This is a genomic window from Aeromonas sp. 102P (assembly GCF_051920345.1).
Lineage (GTDB): Bacteria > Pseudomonadota > Gammaproteobacteria > Enterobacterales > Aeromonadaceae > Aeromonas > Aeromonas veronii.
This window is the reverse complement of record NZ_JBQBCZ010000001.1, coordinates 15001-41423: the sequence shown is the minus strand read 5'-3', so window position 1 is coordinate 41423 and position 26423 is coordinate 15001. Positions and strand designations below refer to the sequence as shown.

At 59.0% G+C, this 26423-nt stretch carries 21 protein-coding genes (1 of these 21 running past the window's edge); 8 read left to right on the top strand and 13 right to left on the bottom strand.

Annotated features, from left to right (window positions below; all coding sequences use genetic code 11):
- Positions 1-346 precede the first annotated feature (346 nt).
- Positions 347-2248: a dihydroxyacetone kinase operon transcriptional regulator DhaR gene (dhaR, locus tag ACTG1K_RS00170; protein ID WP_421284426.1), complete on the top strand. Its 1902-nt coding sequence runs from the start codon at positions 347-349 to the stop codon at positions 2246-2248.
- An 88-nt stretch (positions 2249-2336) separates the two neighbouring features.
- Here the strand turns inward: dhaR and ACTG1K_RS00165 are convergent, their stop codons facing one another.
- The 8 genes from ACTG1K_RS00165 to ACTG1K_RS00130 all read right to left on the bottom strand — a co-directional run bounded on the left by ACTG1K_RS00165 (position 2337) and on the right by ACTG1K_RS00130 (position 10023).
- Positions 2337-3419 carry a glycerol dehydrogenase gene (locus ACTG1K_RS00165; RefSeq protein ID WP_167557495.1) on the bottom strand — a complete coding sequence of 361 codons (1083 nt, stop codon included), beginning with the start codon at positions 3417-3419 and terminating at the stop codon, positions 2337-2339.
- Between the two features lie 125 nt (positions 3420-3544).
- Positions 3545-4261: a dihydroxyacetone kinase phosphoryl donor subunit DhaM gene (gene dhaM, locus ACTG1K_RS00160; RefSeq protein ID WP_042032198.1), complete on the bottom strand. Its 717-nt coding sequence runs from the start codon at positions 4259-4261 to the stop codon at positions 3545-3547.
- Position 4262: 1 nt separating this feature from the next.
- The gene (gene dhaL, locus ACTG1K_RS00155; protein ID WP_021231630.1) at positions 4263-4892 is read right to left on the bottom strand and encodes a dihydroxyacetone kinase subunit DhaL; all 630 of its coding nucleotides are present in this window, start codon (positions 4890-4892) and stop codon (positions 4263-4265) included.
- Between the two features lie 15 nt (positions 4893-4907).
- Positions 4908-5978, bottom strand: a complete 1071-nt coding sequence (dhaK, locus tag ACTG1K_RS00150) for a dihydroxyacetone kinase subunit DhaK (RefSeq protein ID WP_005340163.1) — start codon at positions 5976-5978, stop codon at positions 4908-4910.
- Between the two features lie 239 nt (positions 5979-6217).
- Positions 6218-7576, bottom strand: a complete 1359-nt coding sequence (locus ACTG1K_RS00145; protein ID WP_440004677.1) for an NCS2 family permease — start codon at positions 7574-7576, stop codon at positions 6218-6220.
- A gap of 305 nt (positions 7577-7881) precedes the next feature.
- A complete protein-coding gene (gene cspE, locus ACTG1K_RS00140; RefSeq protein WP_005316548.1) occupies positions 7882-8094 on the bottom strand; it encodes a transcription antiterminator/RNA stability regulator CspE in 213 nt (70 codons plus the stop codon).
- A gap of 595 nt (positions 8095-8689) precedes the next feature.
- A complete protein-coding gene (gene yjbD, locus ACTG1K_RS00135) occupies positions 8690-8974 on the bottom strand; it encodes a DUF3811 domain-containing protein (protein WP_005340165.1) in 285 nt (94 codons plus the stop codon).
- Between the two features lie 146 nt (positions 8975-9120).
- A complete protein-coding gene (locus ACTG1K_RS00130) occupies positions 9121-10023 on the bottom strand; it encodes a cation diffusion facilitator family transporter (protein WP_440004676.1) in 903 nt (300 codons plus the stop codon).
- A gap of 464 nt (positions 10024-10487) precedes the next feature.
- Here ACTG1K_RS00130 and ACTG1K_RS00125 point away from each other — a divergent pair, with 464 nt between their 5' ends.
- Entirely contained in the window at positions 10488-10610 is a 123-nt protein-coding gene (locus tag ACTG1K_RS00125; protein WP_005306071.1) for a hypothetical protein, read from the top strand.
- A 72-nt stretch (positions 10611-10682) separates the two neighbouring features.
- On the opposite strand, the gene ACTG1K_RS00120 is transcribed toward ACTG1K_RS00125, so the two are convergent.
- Positions 10683-11426, bottom strand: a complete 744-nt coding sequence (locus ACTG1K_RS00120; RefSeq protein ID WP_270820893.1) for a substrate-binding periplasmic protein — start codon at positions 11424-11426, stop codon at positions 10683-10685.
- 149 nt (positions 11427-11575) lie between these two features.
- A complete protein-coding gene (locus ACTG1K_RS00115) occupies positions 11576-12163 on the bottom strand; it encodes a single-stranded DNA-binding protein (RefSeq protein ID WP_058059298.1) in 588 nt (195 codons plus the stop codon).
- A gap of 370 nt (positions 12164-12533) precedes the next feature.
- Between ACTG1K_RS00115 and uvrA the strand changes: the two genes are divergently transcribed.
- The 5 genes from uvrA to ACTG1K_RS00090 all read left to right on the top strand — a co-directional run bounded on the left by uvrA (position 12534) and on the right by ACTG1K_RS00090 (position 21911).
- A complete protein-coding gene (gene uvrA / locus ACTG1K_RS00110; protein WP_005356491.1) occupies positions 12534-15362 on the top strand; it encodes an excinuclease ABC subunit UvrA in 2829 nt (942 codons plus the stop codon).
- 121 nt (positions 15363-15483) lie between these two features.
- On the top strand, positions 15484-17157 hold the full coding sequence (locus tag ACTG1K_RS00105) for a diguanylate cyclase (RefSeq protein ID WP_440004675.1): 1674 nt from the start codon (positions 15484-15486) through the stop codon (positions 17155-17157).
- A gap of 458 nt (positions 17158-17615) precedes the next feature.
- Positions 17616-18230 carry an OmpW family outer membrane protein gene (locus tag ACTG1K_RS00100; protein ID WP_440006778.1) on the top strand — a complete coding sequence of 205 codons (615 nt, stop codon included), beginning with the start codon at positions 17616-17618 and terminating at the stop codon, positions 18228-18230.
- Between the two features lie 223 nt (positions 18231-18453).
- Positions 18454-20433 carry a HAMP domain-containing methyl-accepting chemotaxis protein gene (locus tag ACTG1K_RS00095; protein ID WP_005341553.1) on the top strand — a complete coding sequence of 660 codons (1980 nt, stop codon included), beginning with the start codon at positions 18454-18456 and terminating at the stop codon, positions 20431-20433.
- Positions 20434-20441: 8 nt separating this feature from the next.
- A complete protein-coding gene (locus ACTG1K_RS00090; protein WP_257688022.1) occupies positions 20442-21911 on the top strand; it encodes an ABC transporter substrate-binding protein in 1470 nt (489 codons plus the stop codon).
- A 74-nt stretch (positions 21912-21985) separates the two neighbouring features.
- Here the strand turns inward: ACTG1K_RS00090 and ACTG1K_RS00085 are convergent, their stop codons facing one another.
- Positions 21986-22786, bottom strand: a complete 801-nt coding sequence (locus ACTG1K_RS00085; RefSeq protein WP_330125708.1) for a GNAT family N-acetyltransferase — start codon at positions 22784-22786, stop codon at positions 21986-21988.
- Positions 22787-23115: 329 nt separating this feature from the next.
- Here ACTG1K_RS00085 and metF point away from each other — a divergent pair, with 329 nt between their 5' ends.
- Entirely contained in the window at positions 23116-24006 is an 891-nt protein-coding gene (gene metF, locus ACTG1K_RS00080) for a methylenetetrahydrofolate reductase (RefSeq protein ID WP_005340191.1), read from the top strand.
- A 69-nt stretch (positions 24007-24075) separates the two neighbouring features.
- Here metF and ACTG1K_RS00075 read toward each other — a convergent pair whose 3' ends face one another.
- Both ACTG1K_RS00075 and ACTG1K_RS00070 read right to left on the bottom strand, forming a co-directional pair.
- The gene (locus tag ACTG1K_RS00075; protein ID WP_425854706.1) at positions 24076-25140 is read right to left on the bottom strand and encodes a DUF3103 family protein; all 1065 of its coding nucleotides are present in this window, start codon (positions 25138-25140) and stop codon (positions 24076-24078) included.
- A 122-nt stretch (positions 25141-25262) separates the two neighbouring features.
- Positions 25263-26423 carry the 3' portion of a benzoate/H(+) symporter BenE family transporter gene (locus ACTG1K_RS00070; RefSeq protein ID WP_440004674.1) on the bottom strand. It continues 15 nt past the right edge of the window, so 1161 of the gene's 1176 nt are visible here — the last part of the coding sequence; its start codon lies off the right edge, out of view; the stop codon is at positions 25263-25265.

Below are 26423 nucleotides of genomic sequence, written 5' to 3'. Positions count from 1 at the left end.
GCAATTATATTGTTGGCCTACCTTTGGCGCTAAATATGTTTATTCGAAACTTGCCTTTGGCTCCGCTTACCCACTGAGCAAAAATACACTTAAGGGGCGGCAATGGAAAGAGCCACCCGGCCTCCTCTTCATAAACAAGTCAGTAGTGTGATCGAGGTGACATATCAGAAGTGCGGGGTAATGCCGATGTGCCTCGCCTTTTGCCACAGGCTCGATCAGCAATTTGCCGGGGGCGAACCCGACCTTGCAGAGGATAGGGTTGCCACCCTCTGAGGCAGGTCACTGAATCGGGTGCGCTGGCGTGGTTAAATGGTCAGCTCACATCTTGCCGGATATTGCTGTGACCATGCCATCTGACCTTCAGCCGCTGCTCGCTTGGCCTGACTATCTGCAGGCATCCTGGCTGCGCTGCGCTCACCAGACCAGTGCCACCCTCTGGCATCCGCCCCACAGCGCCAAGGGGCAGACCTTGCAGAGCCTGCGCCAGCGCAAACGGGACCTGCTCACCACCGGCGAGATGGCCCTCGAGGATCTCTACGAATTTATGGAGGGGCGCCCCTGTGCCCTGCTGCTCACCGACGAGAGCGGCTGCCTGCTGGCCCGGACCGGCCACCCCGATACCCTGCGCGAGCTGGCGGCGCTGGGGTTTGGCCCCGGCGCCTTTTTCAGCGAGGGGCGCATCGGCACCAATGCCATCAATCTGGCGGCGCTGGAGGGAGTGCCGCTCTGCGTCAGCGGCCCCCAGCACTTCAACCAGACCCTGCACCCATGGCACAGCTGCGCCAGCCCGGTCTACAACAGCAATGGCCGTCAGGTCGCCATCATCGCTTTGATCTGCAAGGTGGAGGAGGCGAGCGCCGGCGATCTGGCGCTCACCGTCAGTGCCGGGCGCGAGCTGGCTCATCTGCTGCAGATGGAGACCCTGATGCAGGAGTCCCAGCATCACCTGAGCGAGCTTTACGCCCTGCTCGATGGTATGGATGACGGCGTGCTGGCCTGGGACCCGCAAGGGCGGCTGCGCTACCTCAACGCGCTGGCGGCCCACCGGCTGCGGCTCGATCCCGCGCTCTGTCTCGGCCAGCCGCTGGAGCAGCACCTGCTGCTGCCCCAGCGGTTGCAGCTGGCCATCAGGGGGCAGACGCCACTGAGTCATGTGGAGGTGACGCTGGAGCGGCTCGGCGCGCAGGAGGGGGAGTTTATCAATGCGCTGGTGAGCCTCAAGCCGCTGCCGGGGCCGGAGGGGGTCAGCTTTATCGCCCTGCTGCACCCGGTCGATCGGCTGCGGGCCATTCACCAGCTGCGCCAGACGGTGCCCGAGCTGTCGGCGCTGGTGGGGGAGTCGAGCGCCATGCGCAAGCTGCTGCGCTATGCCCGGCAGGCGGCCCAGAGTCAGGGGCCGATCCTGCTGCGCGGCGAGGAGGAGGTGGGCAAGGCCCAGCTGGCGGAGGCTATTCACTTTGGCAGCGAACGGGCCACCGGGCCGCTCATTACCCTCAACTGCAAGGCGCTGCCGAGCGAGCGGATGGCGCTGGAGCTGATGGGTTCCGACGAGGCGGGGCAGGAGCGGGCGGGCAAGTTCGAGCTGGCCCACGGCGGCACCCTGGTGCTGGAGCAGGTGGAGTGTCTCTCTGCCCCCATGCAGGCGGCGCTGCTGCAACTGCTCAAGACCGGCCGCATCCAGCGCTTCGATTCGGCCCGCATCCTGCCGCTCAAGGTGCGGATCATCGCCACCAGCAGCGCCCCGCTGGAGCAGCTGGTGCAGGAGGGGCTGTTTGGCCGCCAGCTGCTCTATGCCTTGCAGGCGTGCGAGCTGTGGCTGCCGGGGCTGCGGGAGCGCGCGGCGGATCTGCCGGGCCTGATCAGCCAGCAGTTGGCAGCGCAGGGGCGCGAGCCGGTACGCCAGTTCAGTCCGGCGGCCCTCGATTGTCTGCTGGCCTATCCCTGGCCCGGCAATCTGGGGGAGCTGCGCAGCGCCGTCGAGCATGCGCTGCTTCACGCCGGTCAGGGGCCGATCCCGCCCGAGGCGCTGCCCGCCGCCATTCGCCACGGCTATCAGCGGGTGGCGGACGAGGTGGTGGGACAACCGCTGCTCACGCTGGCGGAGCTGGAGCGGCAAGCCATCTTGCGCTGCGCTCACGCCTGCAAGGGACAGGTGAGCCAGATGGCCCAGCATCTTGGCATCAGCCGCACCACCCTGTGGCGGCGGCTCAAACTGCTCGAGATCGATCCCGCCGACTATCACGGCTGACGGCGAGCCGTTGCGAACCGGCCCGCAGAAAATGAAAAGGCCCCGCAGTTGCGGGGCCGTGTTATATGGCAGGTCAGTGGTGGCGTGGTTACAGCCCCAGCTGGTGGGCGGTGACGATGGCCGCCAGCACATCCTCGGCGGTGACCTTGAACGGCATGTTATGGATGGTTTCGCCCTCGGCAGTGGAGGCTTTGGCCACCTCCATCAGGCGCGCCATATCCAGCTCCTTGACCCCCATCATATGCAGGTTGGTCGGCAGGCCCACCGAGCGGCAGAAGGCCAGCACGGTTTCGATCTCCGCCATCGGGGCATTCTCCAGCACCAGCTGCACCAGGGTACCGAACGCCACTTTCTCACCGTGGTAGAGGTGGTGGCACTCGGCCAGCTGGGTCAGGCCGTTGTGGATGGCATGGGCGGCGGCCAGACCGCTGCTCTCGAAGCCGATACCGCTCAGATAGGTGTTGGCCTCGATGATGTTCTCCACCGCCTTGGTGCAGAGCCCCTGCTCCACCGCCAGCTTGGCCTTGTAGCCGTCGGCCAGCAGAGTCTTGTAGCAGAGCTCGGCGATGGCTTGCGCCGCCAGCGTGGAGGCGCCACCGGCCATGGTCTGGCAACCGGAAACCTTGTTGGCGCGCGCCTCGAAGTAGGTGGAGAGCGCATCCCCCATGCCGGAGACCAGCAGCCGCACTGGAGCGCGGGAGACCACGCCGGTATCCATGATGACCATATTGGGGTTGGTCGGGATCATCAGGTATTCGCTGAATTGCCCTTCCGGGGTGTAGATGACCGCCAGCGCGCTGGTGGGGGCATCAGTGGAGGCTATGGTCGGCACTATGACCACCGGCACCTTCTGGTAGAAGGCGACCGACTTGGCGGTATCCAGCGTTTTGCCGCCGCCGATGCCGATGATGACGTCAAACGGGGTCTGCTGGCAGCGGGCCAGCAGGCGGTCGATCTCGGGGCGGGAGCACTCGCCGTTGAAGCAGTCGAACTCGGGCTTGATACCGGCGCCGTGGAAGCTGGTGGCCACGGTATCGCCGACCAGCTTGGTGACGAAGGCGTCGGCCAGAATAAGCGGCTTGCTGCCGAGCGCTTTGACGTAGTTGCCGATATTGGCGAGGGCCCCGTTGCCTTGCACGTATTTGCTGGGGCTGATGATGATGCGGTCCATATTTTATCCCTCTCTCTTTATGAATTAAGAATCGGGGCGAAGGGGCGGCAGTGCCGGGGACTCCTTCGTCTTGAATGGTGCTGCACAGGCTCAGCGAGCGAGTGCAGCCCCTTGAAGCAGTGGCGTCAGTCGCCGAAGCGCTCGGCGGCCAGCTGCTGGAAGCAGGTCAGGGCGGCGGTGGCATCCTCGCCGCGCGCCAGCAGGGTGAGCTGGTCGCCCTGACGCACGTTGAGCATGGCGAGCCGGGTCAGGCTACGGGGATTGGCCTCTTTGTCCCCCTTTTGCAACTTGAGTTCAGCGGCAAAGGGCTTGAGGGCGGCCACCAGCCGGGCGGCGGGGCGCACATGTAGGCCGTGGGGGTTATCCACCACCACCTCACAGCGCAGCCAGCCGTCGTCGGCAACGGGGGCGGTCTCGGTGGCGGCCTGCGCCGCGCTGGCAGGCAGCATCGCCTGTTTTGGGCCCAGCGCGCCGAGCGCCTCGGCGGCCACCTCATCCAGCGTCAGGCCGGAACCGGCCGCCACCACAGCGGCCAGAGTGCCCTCGACCAGCGGGGCGGGGCAGAGCCGCACCCTCGCGCTCAGCTCCGGGGGTAGCAGTTCGAGGGCGGTCTCGGCGCTGAGCAGAGCGCTGCCCAAGTCCATCAGCACCAGCACACCGCTGCCGTCATCCGCTTCTTCAATCGCACTCATCACCGCGATGGCATCGGTGCCGATGGGGTGGTCGGGGTCATCGACCCCGGCCGCCAGCAGCAATCGGGCCGGGCTGCCGAGCTGGTCGGCCAGCGCTTTCAAACCGGCCGCCAGCATGGCGCTGTGAGAGACAACTACGATTCCGATCATGTCACAACCTCGCTCTGTCACGCAGGGCAGTCAGCAGCAGCAGGGTCGAGGTGGCCCCGGCATCCTGATGGCCGATGCTGCGCTCGCCAAGATAGCTGGCGCGCCCCTTGCGGGCCTGCATCTGGATGGTGGCCTCGGTACCGGCTGCTGCGGCCGCTACTGCCTTGTCCAGCGCTTCATTGAGGGGCAACTCTTGCTGCTGTGCCTGCTGCAGGGCTGCCAGAGCCGGCCACCAGGCGTCGCACATGGTCTTGTCGCCCGGCTCGGCACGGCCGCGGGAGACGATCCCCTCCACCCCGTCGCTCAGCATCTTGCACAGCTGGCTGAGGCTTAGGCTCTGGCAGGCATCGCTGCTGGCCGCCGCCCGGATAAAGAAGGTGCCGTAGAGCGGGCCGCTGGCACCGCCGACCGAGGAGAGCAAGGTCATGCCGGTGGTTTTCAGTACCTGCCCGATATCCTTGTCCGCTACTGCCGGCAGCTTCTCGGCCACCTTGGCGAAGCCGCGTTGCATGTTGAGGCCGTGGTCGCCGTCGCCGATATCGGTATCCAGCGCGGTGAGGTAGTCACGCTGCTCGGTAAAGATGTGTTCGCAGTCGAGCAGCCAGTTGACGATGTGGTGTTTGCTTAGCATGGCTATCGGCACTCCTTAGCAGCCGCGACGCAGGGCTGGGGTGTGAACGGGGGCATCCCACAGGGTCATCAGTTCGTCATCCACCTTGAGCAATGTGATGGAGATGCCGGTCATGTCGAGGGAGGTGCAGTAGGGACCGATCAGGTTGCGCACCAGATGGATGCCCGCCTCTTCGCACAGGGTGGCAAGGCGACCATAGACGCCATAGAGCTCGGAGATGGGGGTGCCGCCCAGGCTGTTGACCAGCGCGATCACCCGATCGCCCTTGTTGAGCGGTTCGATAAAGGTGTGCTCTTCCTGCCAGCTGCCGCTGGTGCGATCCCAGTGGCGCAGGGTGCGGCCATAGGGGGTGTTGTCAGCAAGCTCGCTGAACATGTCGTCCACCAGGGTATTGAGGTCGGTGAAGGGGCGACGTTCGATGCCCGGTTCGCCGTGGATACCGACGCCGAATTCCAGCTCGTTGTCCGCCAGGGTGAAGGAGGGCTTGCCTGCGGCCGGCACGGTGCAGGCATGCATGGCCACGCCTATGGTGCGGCTCTGGTTGTTGATGCGACGGGCCAGCGCCTCGCAGCGCGCCAGATCGTAGCCCGCCTCTGCGGCGGCACCGACCAGCTTCTCGCACAGCACGGTCGTGGCAACCCCACGGCGACCGGCGGTGTAGAGGCTGTCTTTGACCGCCACGTCGTCATCGATCAGGGCGAAGCCCACCTTGACCCCGTCGCCGTGCAGCAGCTCGACCGCGGTCTCGAAGTTGAGTACGTCGCCGGTGTAGTTCTTCACCAGAAACAGCACGCCCGCGCCGCCATCAACGGCCTGACCGCACTCGTACATCTGATCCGGGGTGGGGGAGGTAAAGATCTCGCCGGGGCAGGCGCCATCCAGCATCCCTTTGCCCACCAGCCCGCCGTGCATCGGCTCGTGGCCGCTGCCACCGCCGGAGACCAGCGCCACCTTGCCCATCACGGGGGAGTCGGCGCGGGTGATGTAGTGGGGTTCGATACGTACCTTGAGCTCCGGGTGGGCGGCTGCCATCCCCATCAGTTGTTCACGGACCACGGCATCGACGGCATTGATCAGTTTCTTCATGGCTCACTCCTTGGCTTGCCACCGCTCGGGTGGGCAAATGGTTGATGGAGCCAGTCTAACGACAGAAAAAGGGATAAAAATGACGGGCGATTTGGTTCGGATTTGAAACAGCAGAAGGGGTATGGGTGTTTCAATCTGAAACGGCGCAGGGCTGGCGGGCGGGAAACTGTTAGCTGACTCACAGCCATGAAAAAGGGCCCCGCAGGGCCCTTCGCTATAACCGGAATAAAACGGACGGGTTAGATGGCCCAGCCACCGGCATAGAAGATCACCAGCGCCAGGGCGATGATGACGGTGCCGATGTTCAGCTTCTTCCACTCGGCAGCGAAGATGCGGCCAACGACCAGCGCCACGAAGCCCAGCATGATACCGGTCACGATGTTGCAGGTCAGCACGATGAAGACGGCGCACAGCATGCCGGCGAGGGCATCGACCGAGTCGCTGAAGTCCAGCTTGGTGACGTTGCCCAGCATCAGCAGACCGACGTACATCAGGGCTGGTGCGGTGGCGTAAGCCGGTACCAGATAGCTGAGCGGGGAGAGGAAGATCATCAGCAGGAACAGCACGCCGACCAGCGCGGCGGTCAGACCGGTCTTGCCACCGGCCGCGGTGCCTGCGGCGGATTCGATGTAGACGGCAGCCGGAGCACCACCTACGGCGCCTGCCACCATGCTGCTGACGGAGTCGGCAGTCAGGGCCTTGCCGCCGCTGATGATGTGGCCACGTTCGTTGATGAGGCCTGCCTGACCGGCCACGGCACGGATGGTGCCGGTGGCGTCAAACACGGCGGTCATCACCAGCGCCAGTACGGTCGGAATGACTACCGGATTGAGGGCGCCCAGCAGATCCATGCTGCCTACCAGAGAGCCTTTCTCGCCAGTCAGGCTCGGCATGGCGAAGAAGCCCTGCCAGGTCACTTTCGGGTCGAAGATAAGGCCGAGGATGGAGATGGCGATAATCACCATCAGGATTCCGCCTGGCACCTTGCGACGCTCCAGACCGAAGATGGCGGCCAGACCCAGCACCGTCATGATGACCGGGAAGGCGGTCACTTCACCCAGCTGAACCGGCAAACCGGCCCCTTCGTTCTTGATCACCATGCCGACGCCGTTGGTGGCGATCAGCAGCAGGAACAGACCGATACCGATGCCGGTGCCGTGAGCGATGCCGGAGGGGAGGTTATCCAGGATCCACTGGCGCACGCCGGTGACGCTGATCAGGGTAAACAGCACACCCATCAGGAAGATGGCGCCCAGCGCGACCGGAATGCTCAGTCCCTGACCCAGTACCAGACTGAATGCGGTAAAGGCGGTGAGGGAGATGGCGCAACCGATAGCCATTGGCAGCTTGGCCCACAGCCCCATCAGCAGGGAGCCGAAGGCGGCGATCAAGCAGGTGGCCACAAACACCGGGCCCTGCTCAAAGCCGGCGGCACCCAGCATGTTCGGCACCACTATGATGCTGTAGACCATCGCCAGGAAGGTGGTCAGCCCCGCGACCAGCTCCTGGCGCACGCTGCTGCCGCGCGCAGAAATGGAAAAATAAGAGTCCAGAAAGCCGCCTGTCCCTGTTTGGGCGGCCATATCTTGCTTTGCCATAACTAATCCTGAAAGTGTGAAGGAAATCGTTTGCGTTGGTGGCGCGCAAAATAGCAAGAATTCGCGGCAAATACAGCGGATAACCTGACTTTTTCGTCACTATTTTACATTTTGAGTCCATTCGGAGCTCATTGTGAGACTCAAGCGGTGAGAGCGTGTAAGGCAGGGATCAAGCGGTCGGGGGAGGGGAGATCAGTGAGGAAAAAGCGGGGAAAAACAAAAAACCCGCCGAAGCGGGTTTTTTTAAATTCTTGCAGAGCTGTCAGCAGTTGGCATAAGCCATCAGCAGCATGCTCCGGCTTGAATTACAGACCAACTACGTTGGCAGCAGCCGGGCCTTTCTGGCCTTGCTCGATGGTGAACTCAACGCGCTGACCTTCGTCCAGGGTTTTGAAGCTGGTGGACTGGATAGCGGAGAAGTGTACGAACACGTCTTTGCTGCCGTCAGCCGGGGAGATGAAACCAAAACCTTTCTCAGCGTTGAAGAACTTAACGGTACCAGTCATTTTGTTAGACATAATAATTTCCTTAAATAGTGTTGAATGCCACCTAAATGGCAATTTTTGATTTTTCGTCAGCAATACGTATGGGGAGCACTAAAGAAGGAGAATTATTTGATAAGAATTATCCGAGGATAACGCTTATGCTAATCACTGCTTTACTAAAATGACTGCCTAACATAATCAGGTCTGAACTGCCGAACCATCGAGAAAGATTAAAACACGCTCTCATTTTTAAAGCAAACTTTATCTCGATATTAATGTTTTGTAACAGCCAAAAATATCATTTTTTATAGTAAACATGATGCATTTCAACGGCATAGAAAAATCAGTGCAGACTCATATCACCCTGTGGCAAGCCAGATTCGGCTTTTTTGTCCTGACTATGTAGCCAGTTCTGGCAAAAAATATGAGAAAAAATGAAAAGCTGGCGATAGATGGGGATTGTCAGTTGTCGTTCTCTCTAACTCACAATGTAAATCACTTCTTTGCTGCTGCGATTAGCTTCTGAGCGGCAAATCAATGGCAGCGCCAAATCTGGCGCATCGAGCATCGCCCAGACATGCAAACGCCCGCATGCACCAAGTGCCAGCGGGCGTTTTGCAAGAAGGGATCAGCGCTTGCTGCGAAACTTGTTGCTGACCGAATCAATCCAGCTGAAGGTTTCCGGCAGTACCTGATTCTTGGCACGCTCTTTGGCTTTCTCGCGAGCCAGCTTGGAGGCTGCCTTGGCCGCTTCGGCGCGGTCGGCCACAATTTTCAGGCGACCCTCTTCGCGGATCTTGTTCCGCTCTCCGTTGGTCAGCTGGTGGTCTGCATTGGCTTGTGCCTTTTGCAATAACAAGGCTATCTCGGCTTTTTCGGCCTCGGTCAGATCTTTCATTTCCAGCTTTTTCACGGCGCGCTCCTGCGGCAGGGTGGTTAGACACCCTAACACAGTTGTGCCGATCACTTCTTATGCAATCGGCTTTCCGGCAGTAAAAATGCGGGTTTGTGCCAACTTTCTGTTATTTCGCGGCCACTTTCCCGCCTGTTTGCCACATTTCAATTTATGGCGAGCGGTGAGGGCAGCTCTTGCTCCTCCGGCTCGACGTGGATCAGCACGATGGCGTGGGGCAGTTGCTCCATGATGGCGTGTTCGATGCGATCACAGATATCGTGGGCTTCGCCGATGCTCATCTCCGGGGGCAGGGTGAGGTGGAAGTCGATATGGCGACGACGACCGGCACGACGGCTGCGCAGATCGTGAAAACCGCTGGCAGCAGGGCAGCATTCGGTGATGATGCGGCTGGTCATTGCCAGCTCTTCCGGGCTCATGCTCTGGTCGATCAGCGGCTGGAAGGCCTCGTTGAGCATGCTGATCGCCTCTCTGACAATAAAGATGGCGACCGCAATGGCGACCATCGGGTCGAGGATGGCGAGTGAATGGCCGAACAGACCGGCCAGCCAGATCCCGCCAAGACCGACGGCGACCCCGGTGGAGGTGAGCACGTCCGCCTTGAGATGAAGCGCATCGGCAGCCAGCGCGACCGACTCCTCCTCTCGGGCCACCTTGTAGAGGTAGGCAGAGACGCCGCTGTTGACCAGCGCCGAGATCACCATCACCAGTACGCCCCAGCCAATGCTCTCGATGGGGCTGGGGGTGATCAGCTTGTCGACGGCTTCGAAGATGATCCAGCTCGCGGCCAGCAAGATAAGCAGTGCTTCGATGACGCCGGAGACATTTTCAATCTTGTCGTGACCATAGGGGTGGCGCTCATCAGGCGGGAGATCGGACTTTTTCACCGCGAACAGGGCGATCAGGGCCGCCACCAGATCCATGGCGGAGTGGATCGCCTCCGAGATGATACTGACCGAGCCGCTGGCGAACCCGGCCACCATTTTCATGATGATCAGACTGATATTGGAGCAGACCGACACCATGGCGGCTCTGGTTTTTCTGTTCATGTCACAGCTTCCTGAATAAAAACGGATATTTCGGTGCGGCGCGTATTATATCCGGCTGACCGGAAATAACCTATTCGGTGTTGTAACCTGATGTTTCCGATGATATTGCGAATGCTTATTAAAATGGTGACCTCTTGCGCGGCAATAAATAATGAGAGGGATTTATATTTCTCCGTGAAAATATCTAGCCAACGATGACTTAATATAAGCGTGACAACATTTAATAATGCGAATTACTCTTTTTGGGTCTTTCCTGTCGAGGTCGTTTGGCCTCCCCTCTCAAGGGGCTGCGCGCGACATCTTTTGGACGAGAATGAGGCTGGATCCGGATGCCGCTGGAGGGTATGCTGGGTCTGGTGATGGTCTTGCACCATCCCACCAAGCGTACTGAAGTTGATGATTCGGATGGCATGCTGGCTCCCATGAGGAACCAACTGTCTGGGTAACATTTTTGGAGTTTGATGATGAGTAACAAAGAACATCACAACGGCAAAGATGCCAAGAAAAAACCGCAGATGTCACTGAAAGAGAAACGCGAAGCCAAACGTCAGAAAGCAGAACTGAAAAACGGCAGCGCAATGAAGTAACGCTCCCCTACTGCTGTTCCTTCGGAGCCAGTACAAAGCCAGCCCTTACCGGCTGGCTTTTATGTTTGTGGCTCACGGCGTGGCGCCGTAAGCCGCGAAAATCTGGTGATAACGACCATCCTGACGCATCGCCTCAAGGCGCTTATCAAACAGATTGCGAGCATCGGCCGTTCGGAAGGCAAAGTGATAGACGGTGGGCGGGAAGAGGTCTGCTTGCCTGACCTGATTGCGCTCGTAGTGCTCGCCTGCCTGGGCGGTGGCAATCAGCTGGTCGAGGTAGTAGTAGAACACCCGCTCCTCCAGTACGACGGCATCTACCCTGCCGCGCATTAGCTGATGTACCTGCACCTGCTGCTTGGCTACCTCCTCATAGTGGGGATTCTGGTTGGCCATGGTGGCGAACGCGCCCCCCAGAATGATCCTTGCCCGTTGAAAGGCGGTGACCCGTTTTGAATGCAGGTCGTCCAGAGTGCTGATGTGGGTGCTGCGCAGGGTGAAGATCCGGTTATGGAAGGTGATAACTGGCTGGGTCAGAACGTGAGGATCAACCATACCGGGTCTGACGTTGATGATGGCATCCAGCTTTCCTGACTCGAACAGGCGGAAGGTACGCTCCAGTGGCAGAAATTCAAAGCTGGGCTCATAGCCGCTGCCAGCGAACGCCTCTTTCAGCAGATCCAGCTCAATGCCACGCTGATTACTTTCGATGACATAAGGGGGGATGGCAAAGCTGACCCCGACCTTGAGTGGCGTTGCCAGCAACTGGCCGGAGAGCATGCTGGTCAGCATTAGCAATAAAGGGGTGAGCAGTTTCATTGCACTTTTCACAAAGCGCTCCTGTGGAGGATATCCATCACTGTAGGGGAGGCAACCATAAAGCGTTATATCCCTTTCGGGCTGAGAGGTTCAGCCTGAGTGCATAAAAAAAGACCCTGAGTTATCAGGGCCTTTTCAATATTCTGTTCTTAGAACGGGATATCGTCGTCGAAATCCATCGGCGGCTCGTTATATACCGGCGGCGCAGATTGCGGCTGCTGGGCAGGACGGCCATAACCGCCTTGCGGCTGCATATTCTGCTGCGGAGCCGGTGCCGGGCGCTGCTGATTCATCGGCTGCTGGGCAGGCATGCTCTGCTGCGGCTGACCCCAGCTACCCTGGGATTGGCCACCCATGTTCTGGCCCATGCCCTGACCGCCTTGCGGACGACCACCCAGCATCTGCATCACGCCAGTGAAGCTGTCGACCAGCACTTCAGTGGTGTAGCGCTCCTGGCCGCTCTGATCTTGCCATTTACGGGTCTGCAGTTTGCCTTCCACATAGACCTGGGAGCCCTTCTTTAGGTACTCGCCAGCCACTTCGGCCAACTTGCCCATGAAGACGACGCGGTGCCATTCGGTACGCTCTTTCTGCTCACCGGTCTGCTTGTCGCGCCAGGTTTCGGAGGTAGCCAGAGTAATGTTGGTCACAGCACCGCCACTCGGCATGTAGCGTACTTCCGGGTCTTGCCCGAGGTTACCGATCAGAATGACTTTATTGATGCCTCGACTGGCCATAATCTCTCTTCCACCTTTATATTCCGGTCAGGCAAGGCCTGGACCCACTAAATAAGTTACCGCGCTTTTTTCATGACCATGTCGTTATCATATTGAACAGCATGGTTTTTCTATAACCGTTGCAGCAATCAGAGTGCTCGTTTCGCGTGTTCTGATTCAGGTTTAGCCCCCAATAGTAACAGTTGATCACTCTGCGGGCGAGCGCTTGCTGGTGTGGATTGGGGGCAAACTCGCCGCCTTGGTCAGGGTGTGACGAAGGGGCTATCCATCGTAAAAAAGGATAACGGCGATAGATAATGCCTGTCTATTCATCCAGTAGTCTCTATGCCATACTGACTCGCTCAGGTTTCTGTATCGAGCGTGCAACAAGATGGAAAAGATCGTGGTCCGGGGTGCTCGCACCCACAACCTCAAGAACATCAATCTGACCCTGCCCCGCGACAAGCTGATCGTGGTCACCGGCCTCTCCGGTTCGGGCAAATCCTCTCTGGCGTTCGATACCCTCTATGCCGAGGGACAGCGCCGCTATGTTGAGTCCCTCTCCGCCTATGCCCGCCAGTTCCTCTCCCTGATGGAGAAGCCGGACGTCGACCATATCGAGGGGCTCTCGCCCGCCATCTCCATCGAGCAGAAGTCCACCTCCCACAACCCGCGCTCGACCGTCGGTACCATCACCGAGATCTACGACTACCTGCGTCTGCTGTTTGCCCGGGTCGGTGAGCCCCGCTGCCCGACTCACGCCATTCCGCTCGCCGCCCAGACCATCAGCCAGATGGTGGATCAGGTGCTGGCCCAACCGGAGGGGAGCAAGCTGATGCTGCTGGCCCCGGTGGTGCGTGATCGCAAGGGGGAGCACACCAAGCTGCTGGAGAATCTGGCGGCCCAGGGCTACATCCGTGCCCGTATCGACGGCGAGGTGTGCGACCTCTCCGATCCTCCGACTCTGGAGCTGCACAAGAAGCACACCATCGAGGTGGTGGTGGATCGCTTCAAGGTGCGCGAGGACCTTGCCTTGCGTTTGGCCGAGTCGTTCGAGACGGCGCTGACCCTCTCCGGCGGCATAGTGCTGGTAGTGCCGATGGACGGGGAGGAGGGCGTCACCCCCATGACCTTCTCCGCCAACTTCGCCTGCCCAGAGTGCGGCTACTCCATGTCGGAGCTGGAACCGCGCATCTTCTCTTTCAACAATCCGGCCGGTGCCTGCCCGACTTGTGACGGCCTCGGGGTGCAGCAATATTTCGATCCTGCCAAGGTGATCGGCGATCCGGCCATCAGTCTGGCCAACGGCGCCATCCGTGGCTGGGACAAGCGCAGCTTCTACTACTTCCAGATGCTGAAATCCCTCTCCGAGCACTACAAGTTCGATCTGGAGACGCCGTGGGAAGATCTGCCGGTCAAGACCCAGGAGGTGATCCTGCGCGGCTCCGGTCGCACCGAGATCGAGTTCCGCTACATGAACGACCGCGGCGACGTTGTGGTGCGCAAGCACCCGTTCGAGGGGATCCTGCACAACATGGAGCGGCGCTACCGGGAGACCGAATCCAACTCGGTGCGTGAAGAGCTCTCCAAATATATCGCGAACAAATCCTGTACCAGCTGCGGCGGCAGCCGACTGCGGGAGGAGGCGCGTCACGTCTTCGTCGACAACCGCAACCTGCCGGCCATCGCCGAGCAGTCCATCGGCGATGCGCTCGCCTTCTTCGAGGGGCTTAACCTCACTGGCCAGCGCGCCCAGATTGCCGAGAAGATCTTGAAAGAGATCGTCGAGCGGCTCGGCTTCCTGGTGAACGTCGGTCTCAACTACCTGAGCCTGTCCCGCAGTGCCGAGACCCTCTCAGGCGGCGAAGCGCAGCGCATCCGACTGGCGAGCCAGATCGGGGCCGGGCTGGTGGGCGTCATGTACGTACTGGACGAGCCCTCCATCGGTCTGCATCAGCGCGACAACGAGCGGTTGCTCAAGACCCTCACCCATCTGCGCGATCTCGGCAACACGGTGATCGTGGTGGAGCACGACGAGGATGCCATCCGCCTCGCCGACCATGTGCTGGATATCGGCCCGGGGGCGGGTGTACACGGTGGCGAGATTGTTGCGCAGGGCACCCCCCAGCAGATTATCGACAATCCGGAATCGCTGACCGGTGACTACCTCTCCGGTCGCAAGCAGATCGCCATTCCGGCCGAGCGCACGCCGCTCACCGGCAAGTGGTTGAAACTCAAGGGGGCAAGCGGCAACAACTTGCGCAACGTCAATCTTGATCTGCCCATCGGGGTGATGACCTGCGTCACTGGCGTCTCCGGCTCCGGCAAGTCGACCCTGATCAACGACACCCTGTTCCGCATCGCTCATCGCGAGCTCAACAAGGCCACCGAGTCCACCCCGGCGCCCTATCGCAGCGTCGAGGGGCTGGAGCATCTGGACAAGGTGGTGGATATCGACCAGAGTCCCATCGGTCGTACCCCGCGCTCCAACCCGGCCACCTATACCGGTTTGTTCACTCCGATCCGCGAGTTGCTCTCCGGCACCCAGGAGGCGCGTTCGCGCGGCTACCAGCCGGGCCGCTTCTCCTTCAACGTGAAGGGGGGCCGCTGCGAGGCGTGCCAGGGGGATGGCGTCATCAAGGTGGAGATGCACTTCCTGCCGGATGTCTACGTGCCGTGCGACGTCTGCAAGGGCAAGCGCTACAACCGCGAGACCCTGGAGGTGAAGTACAAGGGCAAGAACATCCACGAAATCCTCGAGATGACGGTGGAAGATGCTCGCGAGTTCTTCGATCCGGTGCCGGCAGTGGCGCGCAAGCTGCAGACCCTGATGGACGTGGGCCTCTCCTATATCCGTCTCGGCCAGTCTGCTACTACCTTGTCGGGCGGCGAGGCGCAGCGGGTCAAGCTGGCGCGCGAGCTCTCCAAGCGGGATACCGGTCAGACTCTATACATTCTGGATGAGCCGACCACCGGGCTGCATTTTCACGATATCCAGCAACTGCTCAAGGTGCTGCACCAGCTGCGGGATCGCGGTAACACCATCGTCATCATCGAGCACAATCTGGATGTGGTAAAAACTGCCGACTGGATCGTCGATTTGGGACCGGAGGGCGGCGCCGGTGGTGGCCGCATTCTGGTGACGGGGACGCCGGAAGAGATTTGCACCAATAAAGAGTCTCATACAGCTCGTTTTTTACGACCGCTATTGGCGCGATAAGCCGTTATAATCGAGGGGCCTTTGGCCCCTTTTTGTTATAAAAATCGGGAGCATAGGGGGAAGCTCGTCAAGTGTGGGCAGGCTTGGCATCTCAGCATCATGGTAATGGATATATCGGGTTATGGCTCAGGCTCCGCGCACGATTGATCATCAGTTAGCTTACTCCATGTTCCCCATCTGGCTGGGGGCGATCCTGCTATTGCTGGTCCTGCTGGCGTGGGCCCAGATCCCGGCTGCCAGCCGGATTGAAGAGCAGCGAATGAAGGAGCATCTGCTGCGCGTGACCAAGGCGGTGCAGGCGGATGTGGCCGCTCTGGATGCATTCAGTCGGGATTGGGGCATCTGGGATGACAGTCACCGTTTTATGGACAACAAAAGCAGGGCGTACATCGAATCCAACCTGTTCAGTGATATGCCGATGAGGGATTTTAGTCTCAACCTGATGAGCTTCATGGATCTCACCGGCTACGAAATCTGGACGCGCACCCTGCTACCCGATGCGCCGGGGATCAATCCGGACCAGTTTCCCTACTTCCTTGATGAACTGAAAAAGCAGTTAAGGGCGCGCTCGGTGGCGCAAGGGGGCATCAATCTGCACGGGATCCGTGCTTCCCAGTGGGGGCCGCTGATGTACTCGTGGCAGCCGATCAGAAACAGTGACGAGTCGGCACCATTCAACGGTTTCTTGCTGGTTGTACGTTGGCTCGACAAGGCCTATCTAGAGCAGGTATCGGAGCGTACCGCGCTGCCTCTGGCGATTTCCCACGCCAATCTGGATGTCACCGCTACCTTCAAACCACTGAAACCGCAAATAACGTATCGTCTGATCGACCTTGGGCTGACCCGGCTCAGGGGAGAGGTGCGACTGCACAACAGCGATAACCAGCCGGTGCTGACTCTGGTGATTGAGGAGGAGAGAAAGATCTTGAGTGGCGTCATGGAGGGGGCGCTCTGGACCTTTATCGGCATGCTGTTTATCAGTTTTATCTGCGTCATGATCGCCATGTACCGGCTCAACAGCATTGTGCTCACCCCGTTGCAGCAGCTGGTGTCGGCGCTGCAACGCTTTGGCGATCGGCCAGATGCCACCTTGATCCCCTATATCGACAGCAGCGCCGAGATGGCGACCCTGAGCGGCAAGTTCAAGGAGATGGCCAGCAAGGTCAGTCAGCAACACGATGATTTGTTGGAAAAATCCAGCCAGATGGAGATGGCTGCATTCACCGACCCCTTGACCCGTTGTTTCAATCGTCGCTATCTCGATGGTTGGTTGCAGGCCAACCGGGCCAAACCTTGTCTGTTATTGCTGCTGGATCTGGATCATTTCAAGCGGATCAATGACCGCCTTGGCCATGACATCGGGGATCTGGTGCTGAAACAGTTGGCGGATCTGCTGCGCAAGGTGGTGACTGGAGAGCGCGAGCCTATCATCCGGCTGGGTGGGGAGGAGTTCTTGTTGCTGCTACAAGTGGATGACGAGCAAGAGTTGGCGTTGCGGGTCGAATATCTGCGCCAGCGTGTCGCTCAGCACCGCTTTGGCAGAGAGGATGCGCCACTCTGGTTGACGGTGTCGCTGGGGTTCTGCCGCTATCCGTTGCACCCGGAGTACCCGGATTCATTCTGGAGTCACAGCTTCAAACTGGCGGACATGGCGCTGTATCAGGCCAAAGTCGGCGGGCGAAATCGGTGGTGTGGCTACGCTGGTACCCTCTCTGCGGAGGGCATGGGCCAGACTCCGGAGCAGCTTGCTGAAGGGGGGAATATCACCCTGCTGCACTCTGTCAACCCGGATTAACCCTGCCGTACCAATACCAGATAGGCCAGGGCGACAATAAAACCGAGCAGGATAAAGAGAAAGGATCCGATTCCCCACACGGCCGCGAGAAAGGCCCCCACCTTTTGCCATTTCGACTCATTTTTCATAAATAAACCATTACTTCCCAGTAACTTGTATGGCGCAAAAAATACGCTGATTTGCCCATATAAACAACAATTAATAGCCGCACTGCCGTGCAATAAGGTGTGGTTTGTTTGCTCCTTTTGGCGCTGGATGCGGGTAGTTACAACCTGTCTAAACAGGTATTTCAGCTTGTTGTCTGGGGACTCAACGAGATTGGGAGGGTGCAAAAAGATGTCACACCAATCGATTTATTTCTGTGCAACCTTTGCTCCAAATCAATAACTTTGCATTTACAAGGGCATATAGTCAGCGGGCTTACAGCATCAAATGAAAACAAAAAAAGGGATTACGTGATGAAAAAATTACTTCCTCTGATGATTGCCGCTGCAGTGACCTCTCCTTTCGCCATGGCCCATCAGGCTGGTGATATTCTGGTTCGTGGTGGTTTGGCCATCGTTTCTCCTCAGGAGAGCAGTGATGACGTGGCGGGTCACGGTGAGTTCGAGATTAACAGCAACCAACAGCTTGGCCTGACCCTCGGTTATATGATCACCGACAACTGGGGTGTTGAGTTGCTGGCTGCAACCCCATTCTCCCATCGAGTGAGTACTCGCGATCTTGGTGAGATTGCCAAGGTTAAACATCTGCCTCCAACATTGATGGCCCAGTTCTATTTTGGTGATGCCCAGAGCAAGGTTCGCCCGTATGTTGGTGTGGGTGTGAACTACACCACCTTCTTTGATGAGAAGGGGGTGGGAGCACTTGATGGTGCAAATATCAGCCTTGACGACTCTTGGGGTCTGGCAGGTCAGGTCGGTATCGATATGGCGGTTACAGATCGCTGGTTTGTAAACGGTTCAGCCTGGATCATGGATATCGATACAGATGTTAAAGTTGATGGTGTTGGCACCTTCAAAACGCATATCGACCCGATGGCCTTTATGGTGGGTGTTGGCTACCGCTTCTAATGATTCTGATTGCGGTTCTGAACGGACCGCGGAAGATAGCAAAGTACGTCTCTTTCAGCCCGGCTTGTGCCGGGCTTTTTTCGTATGGCTGATTTTGTCTGTACTGTGATCCAACCCGATACAAATCAATTAAATACCTGCCGCTTGATTTCAGTTATTCGCCACCCCTGCCGATAGTGACTATGTTCACTTTACCTTCCCCCCAATGAGTGAGGATGTCTCCATGGGCTTATCTATCGTGCAGCGGATCATCGCCGGATTCGTGTTGATGCTGCTGTTGCTGATCCTGCTTGGTGTGATCAGTACCTTTAAAATCAAGGGTATAAATGACGGCCTCTCTGCCGTATCTGATCGGGCAACCCCGCTGGTAGTTGCTGTCGCAGGTCTCAAGGGGGCACTGCAGGATAGTAACCGCTGGGTGCTGGTCTACCGCACCAGTGAAGATGCCGCCCAGTTGCCGCAGCTGGCCAATCAGTTCAAGGAGCAGCAGAACCGCTTCGCCCAGCTGAGTCAGGAGATGGGTAAATTTACCGACGTAGCGGATGCTCGTGCCCGCTTCCAGCAGGTCGAGAGTGCTACCACCCAATTTTATGGCTTGGCGGATCAGGTGTTGGCCCAGCATCGGCAGTGGGTCAGTGCACTGGAGCAGCGCCACAAGTTGGAGATGGAATTTATCCGCCTTGAGGATACCTACCAGTGGGCGGCGGATTTGCTGCTGCAACAGACCGCCAGCAAGCGCTCCATGCGCAACAAGGCGGAGCTTATTACCTCGGGTATCGCCCGCGACCTGAAGAATATCCGCCGTGCCGATGCCAAAACCGACCTGAACGAGCTGGAAAAGGTGTTGAGCAAGGACATCGAGATGGCCCGCAAGCGGTTGGAGCGGGTGCTGGTGCCCGATGATGTGAAAGCGCGGTTTGTCTCCAATCTCGATCGGATGCAGGAGCTGGCACTTGGCGCTCAGGGCTTGCTGGCAACCATGCGTCAGGCTCAGCAACTGGCGCTGTCGCTGGCCACGCAAAATCAGCAGCTGGATGCCAGTCTGGTCAACAGCCTCAATTTGCTTGATGAGATGGGCAAGTCCGCCGGTGCCATCGCCAGTGATAGCCGGATTAACGCCGATGCGGCGGTCAGCAGTGCCAGCTTCTGGATCCTGGTGGTTGCCGCTATGTCGGCCGCTGCGGCGCTGGTGATCGGTTATACCACGGCGCGCAGCATTCAGCGCCCGTTGCAGATGATCAACAAGGAGCTCGATTACATGGCGGCCGGCGACATGACACGCCGCATCAACTACCGCAGCAGTTGCGAATTTGGCAGCCTCTCTCGCTCCATCGATACGCTGGCGGGCAAGACCGGCGAGCTGCTCTCTCAAATCAATGCAGGCTCCCGCCATCTGGTGGATGAAGCGAGCCGCGCCGCCGAGATCAGCGAACGGGCCATGTCCCGGGTACAGGAGCAGAAGAGCCAGACCGATCAGGTGGCCGCCGCCATTACCGAGCTGGAAGTGAGCGCCACCGAGGTGGCCCGCTCTACCGATGGCACCAAGCGGGAAGTAGATCTGGCCGATGAAGAGGCGCGCAATGGTCGCCAAAAAGTGGCCACCACTCGCCGGATCACCGAGCAGCTGGCTGGCGCCATGGAAGAGGCGGTCGGGATCACCTACAAACTTGGGGAATTCAGCAACAACATCGGCAGCATTCTCGATGTGATCCGCAGTATTGCCGAGCAGACCAACCTGCTGGCCTTGAACGCCGCCATCGAAGCGGCTCGTGCTGGCGATGCCGGTCGCGGTTTTGCGGTGGTGGCCGATGAGGTACGGGCGCTAGCAAATCGCACCCAGACTTCGACCGAAGAGATCCAGGGGATGATTGAGAACCTGCAAAGCTCCAGCAAGCATGTGGTTGAAGTGATGGGGCGTAGCCAGGAGCAGACCCAGAGCTGTGTCGAGCAGACCCGCGAGATGGATGTGGCGCTGCAATCCATTGCCGATCGGATGGGGGCCATCAAGTCGATGGCGGATCAGGTGGCCCATGCTGCTCAGGAGCAGATCTCCGTCAGTCAGGGGGTTGCTCGTCATATCGCCGGTATTGCCGATGTGGCATACGAGACCGAGCGGGAGGCGCGCGAATCCGCCAGCAGCAGCGAAGTGCTGGCCGACCTGGTCGCCAAACAGCAGCAATTGATCGCACATTTCAAGGTCTAGGAGGGCTTATGTCTAAAAAGTGGATTGGAGCCCTGAGTCTCCTGTTGTGTGGCCAGCTGATGGCCAGCGAGCTGGTGATTGAAAGCTGGCGAACCGATGACAAGGCGTTGTGGGAGCAGAAGATTATCCCGGCGTTTGAAGCGGCTCATCCCGGCATCAAGGTGAGTTTTCATCCAGTGCAAAACGTCAACTACATGCCCACTCTGTGGGAGAGCCTGAAAGGCGGTAAGGCGGGGGATCTTATTACCTGTCGTCCGTTTGATGACTCGCTCGCCCTGTTCAAGGCGGGCCATCTGGCCGAGCTGACCGAAATGGCAGGGATGGAGAACTTCCCGAGTTTTGCCCAGTCACCGTGGCAGACTGACTCCGGAGCCCAGACCTTCTGCGTCCCCATGGCCTCGGTGATCCATGGCTTCTTCTATAACAAGAAGATCTTCAGTGAGTTGGGACTCACCTTGCCGCAAACCCGCGATCAGTTCTTCGCCGTGCTGGACAAGATCAAGGCCGACGGTCGCTATGTGCCGCTGGCCATGAGTGGTTCCGAGAGCTGGGTTGCCTCCGAACTGGGGTTCCAGAACATTGGCCCCAACTACTGGAAGGGGGAGGACGGCCGTCTGGCACTGATCGGCGGGCAGGAGCGGCTGGACAACCCGCAATATGTGAAGGTGTTCGACGAGCTGGCCCGCTGGCGTTCCTACCTCGGTGAAGGTGGCGAGAGCCGCGATTATGCGACCAGTAACGAGCTGTTCACTTCGGGCAAGGCCGCCTTCTACGTGGCGGGCTCCTGGGAGATTGCCCCCTTCACCGGCAAGGTCGATTTTGGCGTCATGCGTCCGCCGGTGGCCAAACAGGGTGATGGCTGTTTCTTTACCGACCACACCGATATCGGTATGGGGATGAATCCGGCCAGCAAGAACAAAGAGGGTGCAATGGCCTTCCTGCAATGGCTGACGACGCCGCAATTTGCCGAGCTCTATACCAACTCGCTGCCGGGATTCTTCTCCCTCTCCAACCACTTTTTCGATGTCACCAATCCGGCGGCCAAAGAGATGATGGAGTGGCGCGATCAGTGTGACTCGACCATTCGGGTGGCGACCCAGATCCTCTCCCGTGGTACGCCCAAGTTGGGGGATGAACTGGCAGAGGTGAGTCAGGCTGTGCTGCTTGGCAAGATGGAGCCCAAGGCTGCCGCGGATCGACTGGAAGGTGGCTTGAAGGGTTGGTATGCCCCTCATCAGGGCAATAAGGCCAAGAGCGCGGATTGTCAGTGTGATGCGGTTGCCCCTGCTCCTGTTTCGGCGCCGACGACTGAGGTGTCCGCAGCTCCCGCGACCAGTGAAACATCGGCCGTGGTGTCACCGGCTGTGACTCCCGCAGAACCCGCATCAGCGGCCGCTGCCCCATTACCGGCGCCGTCGGATGAGGTGGAGCAGGCGCTCTCCAACGAGCTGGAGGCGCCACAGCAGCCACAGCAATAGGTCATCGGCATCAATAAAAACGGGAGGTATCAGCCTCCCGTTTTTTTTATGGCTCGTGGCCAGTATGTATCGCTTTATTGTGCTTCGTGGGGCCAGCGGCAGAGGCTGCCGATGCGGGCAACCGGGGCAAACCCCAGAGAGCGGTAAATGCGCTGGGCATGGTAATGCTCGTCAGCCACTATGATTAGCTGCTTGGCGCGGGATAATCCTGCGCGAGCCACTTGACTCAGCAGCTGGCGGCATAACCCCTGGTTGCGCCACGCATGGTGCGTGCGTACCAACTGGAAGCGCCCAAGTGTGCCGCAGAAGAAGAGGCCACAGCTGGCGACCAGTTGTCCCTCTTTCCAGATCCCCCACCAGTCCCCGAGACCATCGGCAATCATGGCCTGATAGAGCGCCTGGCGGGATCGCAGATAGGGGAGATAGCTCTGTTCCGAGTGTCCCTCATCCCGCTCATGGAGTTCGAAGTCGAGCCACTCAGGCCAATCAGCAGTGGTGAAAGTACGCGCCTTAACCTTGTTCATGTCGTCGTGAGGGGGTGGGCAGCTCTGCTCATCCAGCGCCAGCACCACGCACTCCATATATTGGTATCCCGTTGCGACAAAACCGGCGATCCGGCTGTTTTGCCCGGCTGCTAGTGGCCATTGGAAGGTGCGGTGGCGCACTCGAGGATCCTGGCCGATCAGCTGATCAAATGTGGCTTCCAGCCAGCCTTTGTCATGGTCGCTGGGCGGGGTGGGGAGTAGCAGGTAGTTGCCGAAGTAGTAGTCGGGAGCATCCGGCGTGCGAACCGCCCAAAACTGCTCATGCTGGATGACCTCGCCCTGGTAGCGATCAAACAGCAAGTCGGTGGCAAAGCCGGGGTGGGTATCCATGATGGTGCTCCTGCAAAGACTCATTCTGTTATCGGCAGGAGTGGGAAATAGATGAAAAGGGGCCGGAGAAACCTCCGGCCAAACAATCACACGCAGATTCAGAACGTCCAGGACGATCTGCCCCCATCATAACTCGACTGGGGCGATTTTGGGATGGGCACTTTTCGGTTACGTACCGTTAATTTTGTAAATATGAAGTTCGTCAGATCGGATGTGAGGTAAATCCCTGTTGACTTTGTGTCGTTTTGCTCATAAATATAAAGACGTTTAGACGTCCAAACATCCGTTTTGACGTAGGCAGATGGATTGCAGGACAGGGAGAAGAGCAGATGGGATTTCACAGTGCACGTCAGGTTGAGGCGCTCAACCAGAGCTTGGCAGATTTGAATGGCGATATATCGGTCAGTTTCGAGTTTTTTCCGCCCAATAGTGAAGGGATGGAAAATACCCTCTGGCAGTCCATCGAACGGCTGAAAGTGCTGGAACCCAAGTTCGTCTCCGTCACCTATGGCGCCAACTCCGGCACCCGTGATCGCACCCACAAGGTGATCAAGGACATCAAGGAGCGGACCGGCCTGATTGCGGCGCCTCACCTGACCTGTATCGATGCCAGCCGCGACGAATTGCGCACCATCGCCCGCGATTACTGGAACAGCGGTATTCGTCACATCGTGGCTCTGCGCGGTGATTTGCCGCAGGGGTTGGAGAAGCCGGATATGTATGCCACCGATCTGGTTGCCCTGCTCAAGTCAGAGGCGGACTTCGATATCTCGGTTGCCGCCTATCCGGAAGGTCACCCGGAGGCCAAGAGTGCGCAATCCGACCTGCTCAACCTCAAGCGCAAGATCGATGCCGGTGCCAACCGTGCCATCACCCAATTCTTCTTCGATGTGGAAACGTATTTGCGCTTCCGGGATCGCTGCGCCGCCATCGGCATCGATGCCGAAATCGTGCCGGGGATCCTGCCGGTCTCCAACTACCAGACCCTGGCCAAGTTTGCCGGTTTTACCAACGTGAAGATCCCGCGCTGGATGCATCAGCGTTTCGAGGGACTGGATAACGATCAGATGACCCGTAATCTGGTGGGGGCGAGTATCGCCATTGATCAGGTGCGCGTGCTGAGTCAGGAAGGGGTGAAGGATTTCCACTTCTATACCCTGAACCGCTCCGAGCTGACTTATGCCATCTGCCATACTCTGGGGGTTCGTCCCAAGGGTTGACCGGTGGTCACCGCGATAAAAGCAAAAAGCCAATGAGTTGCTCATTGGCTTTTTCGTTATGGCCGATTATCAAGGTCTGGTCGGGGCGATCTCTTTTGGCTCAAGATCGATAACCGCATTACCTGCAGCCCCCGGATACTGGCGATAGACCTGATCCTGTTCCAGTGTGTAGAAGGTATCCAGATAGTCGTCGTTGTTGGTCATCCATGAGTCGGGCAGTGCCTTGACGATGCGACCGCCGAGATCGAGGAAGGGCAGGGCTTCCGGCACGCCACCCGCGGTAAAGCCGAGTTTGAGAGCTTCAATCAGCAGGGCGCTCAGCTCCTTGTAGTTGACGTTGTCATCCTGCTCCATCATCACCACATCGACGGCACCCCAGCGATAGCGATCCCAGTAAACCAGGATCTGGTTGGGGGTGTAGTCTGTGTTGTCATAGTCGAGGTAGGGCATGTCGACAATATCGACCACAGGCTCATCCCGGCTGGGATTGACCCCTGCGACCACCGCATACACTTCGGCTGCGCCGAGCAGCCAGGGCTCCTGATCATCCTTCAATCTGATCTTTTTCAGGATACTGGTCTTGAGTGGCGCCGTGCTGGCCGCCACTTGTGGAGCGCTTTGCAGATCCGCATCGGCCAGCGCCTTGCGCATCACCTTCAAGCCTGCGTTTTTGGCTTTGACGGGATCGGCTTCGACTACCAGAACCGGCCGGGCCGGTGCCTTGTCCACATCCAGATAGACGGGATTGCCAGCGCTATCGAACGCTTCAATGGCGCTCCAGCTCTTCTCATCCCCACTAGGAACATAGGCGACCAGCGGTTCGACCCCCTGTTGCAGTGCTGCGGCCTGATCGGTGTTGGCCAGTCGCAACTGCATCAGTTGCTTGACCTCGCCATCCAGTCCTTGCCGGCTGATGGCCGCCTGGTTGGCATCGGTCGCCTGCCGCTTAAGGCGCGGGCTGGCCTTCTGCAGCAGGTTGGGAAGCGGGCTCTGGTATTGCTGATTGCTCAGTAGGGGCAGCAGGTTTTTCTGCTGAAGTGCGAGCTGGCGAGCCAGCTCTCGATCCGTATCGGCAGCCTGGACGCTCGTGGCACCCAGTATGGCCAGTAGTAACAAGACAGCCTGATTTTTCATTTTTATTCTCCGTTGCATGGAACCTGACAGGGCACCATGTCCGGGAAGATTGGTGCCCTGGCACCACTAGAAGGAAATTAGTTTCACTTGTGAATCATTTTATCTGGATAGTGTGCAGAGGTTCACGGTTTGAGGTTCAATTGATTCCTTTGTCGATATGATTGGAACTGATAGATAGCCAGACCAATCAGCAGACCCCAGCAGGCTGCCGCGATGCCGAGCAGGCTGATCCCGGACGCGGTAATGATAAAAGTGAGCAGCGCAGCTTCTCGCGCTTCATCCTGTTGCAAGGCAGAGTGCAGGCTGCTGCCGATGGTACCTAGCAGGGCCAATCCGGCGACGCAGGTGACAAGGGCTGCCGGAAAGGCGCTAAACAGGGCCGCGACGGTTGCGCCGAAGCAGCCGGTCACAAGATAAAAGCAACCCGCCCAAACCGCAGCAGGCCAGCGGCGCTTGGTATCCGGGTCGACCTCTTTGCCCATGCAAATGGCGGCAGTGATGGCGGCCAGATTGAAGGCATAACCGCCAAAAGGGGCGAGCAGCAGGCCAGTCAGGCCAGTCCAGCTGATCAGCGAGGAGGTGGCAGGCTGATAGCCATGGGCTCGCAAGATGGCAATCCCCGGCATGTTTTGCGATGTCATGGTGACAATGAACAACGGCAGCGCGATACCAAACAGAGCATCAAGGGAGAAGGCTGGCCATGTCCAGACCGGGCTGGCGAGTTGCCAGTGAAGGGTGCCCATTTGCAAATCCCCCCGCACGCTGCAGATCAGCATCCCCACTCCCAGTACCAACACCATGGTATAGCGGGGCCAGAGATGACGACCCAGCAGGAAGGCCAGCAGCAGGGTGCCAAGCAGCAAGGGATCTTGCGGGGCGACCTTGAACAGATCCAATCCGAATCTGAGCAGCACGCCAGCGAGCATGGCGGCGGCCAGTGGAGCCGGGATATGTTTCATCAAACGGTCGAACCAGCCGCTAATGCCACACAGAGTGATCAGCAGGGACGAGATCACAAAGGCGCTGATGGCTTCCGCCAGAGTGAAGTTGCCCAGCGTGGTGATCAGCAGTGCCGCGCCCGGTGTGGACCAGGCGGTTAGTATGGGTATGCGGTAATAGAGAGAGAGGCCGATGCAGCTCACCCCCATGCCGATCCCCAGCGTCCAGAGCCAGGAGGCGACTTGGGCAGTATCAGCACCCGCTGCCGTGGCGGCCTGGATGATCAGGATGACGGAGCTGGTGTAGCCGACCATCACGGCGATAAAGCCTGCGACCAGATGGGG

What these genes read in the sequence shown, in the direction of transcription:
- ACTG1K_RS00145 (WP_440004677.1), bottom strand. Translation starts at nt 7,576, where the DNA reads ATGGCAAAGCAAGATATGGCCGCCCAAACAGGGACAGGCGGCTTTCTG.
- ACTG1K_RS00120 (WP_270820893.1), bottom strand. Translation starts at nt 11,426, where the DNA reads ATGAAACTGCTCACCCCTTTATTGCTAATGCTGACCAGCATGCTCTCC.
- ACTG1K_RS00165 (WP_167557495.1), bottom strand. Translation starts at nt 3,419, where the DNA reads ATGGACCGCATCATCATCAGCCCCAGCAAATACGTGCAAGGCAACGGG.
- ACTG1K_RS00090 (WP_257688022.1), top strand. Translation starts at nt 20,442, where the DNA reads ATGTCTAAAAAGTGGATTGGAGCCCTGAGTCTCCTGTTGTGTGGCCAG.
- uvrA (WP_005356491.1), top strand. Translation starts at nt 12,534, where the DNA reads ATGGAAAAGATCGTGGTCCGGGGTGCTCGCACCCACAACCTCAAGAAC.
- ACTG1K_RS00100 (WP_440006778.1), top strand. Translation starts at nt 17,616, where the DNA reads ATGAAAAAATTACTTCCTCTGATGATTGCCGCTGCAGTGACCTCTCCT.
- ACTG1K_RS00130 (WP_440004676.1), bottom strand. Translation starts at nt 10,023, where the DNA reads ATGAACAGAAAAACCAGAGCCGCCATGGTGTCGGTCTGCTCCAATATC.
- dhaR (WP_421284426.1), top strand. Translation starts at nt 347, where the DNA reads ATGCCATCTGACCTTCAGCCGCTGCTCGCTTGGCCTGACTATCTGCAG.
- cspE (WP_005316548.1), bottom strand. Translation starts at nt 8,094, where the DNA reads ATGTCTAACAAAATGACTGGTACCGTTAAGTTCTTCAACGCTGAGAAA.
- metF (WP_005340191.1), top strand. Translation starts at nt 23,116, where the DNA reads ATGGGATTTCACAGTGCACGTCAGGTTGAGGCGCTCAACCAGAGCTTG.
- dhaK (WP_005340163.1), bottom strand. Translation starts at nt 5,978, where the DNA reads ATGAAGAAACTGATCAATGCCGTCGATGCCGTGGTCCGTGAACAACTG.
- ACTG1K_RS00105 (WP_440004675.1), top strand. Translation starts at nt 15,484, where the DNA reads ATGGCTCAGGCTCCGCGCACGATTGATCATCAGTTAGCTTACTCCATG.
- dhaL (WP_021231630.1), bottom strand. Translation starts at nt 4,892, where the DNA reads ATGCTAAGCAAACACCACATCGTCAACTGGCTGCTCGACTGCGAACAC.
- ACTG1K_RS00095 (WP_005341553.1), top strand. Translation starts at nt 18,454, where the DNA reads ATGGGCTTATCTATCGTGCAGCGGATCATCGCCGGATTCGTGTTGATG.
- ACTG1K_RS00075 (WP_425854706.1), bottom strand. Translation starts at nt 25,140, where the DNA reads ATGAAAAATCAGGCTGTCTTGTTACTACTGGCCATACTGGGTGCCACG.
- ACTG1K_RS00085 (WP_330125708.1), bottom strand. Translation starts at nt 22,786, where the DNA reads ATGGATACCCACCCCGGCTTTGCCACCGACTTGCTGTTTGATCGCTAC.
- dhaM (WP_042032198.1), bottom strand. Translation starts at nt 4,261, where the DNA reads ATGATCGGAATCGTAGTTGTCTCTCACAGCGCCATGCTGGCGGCCGGT.
- ACTG1K_RS00125 (WP_005306071.1), top strand. Translation starts at nt 10,488, where the DNA reads ATGAGTAACAAAGAACATCACAACGGCAAAGATGCCAAGAAAAAACCG.
- ACTG1K_RS00115 (WP_058059298.1), bottom strand. Translation starts at nt 12,163, where the DNA reads ATGGCCAGTCGAGGCATCAATAAAGTCATTCTGATCGGTAACCTCGGG.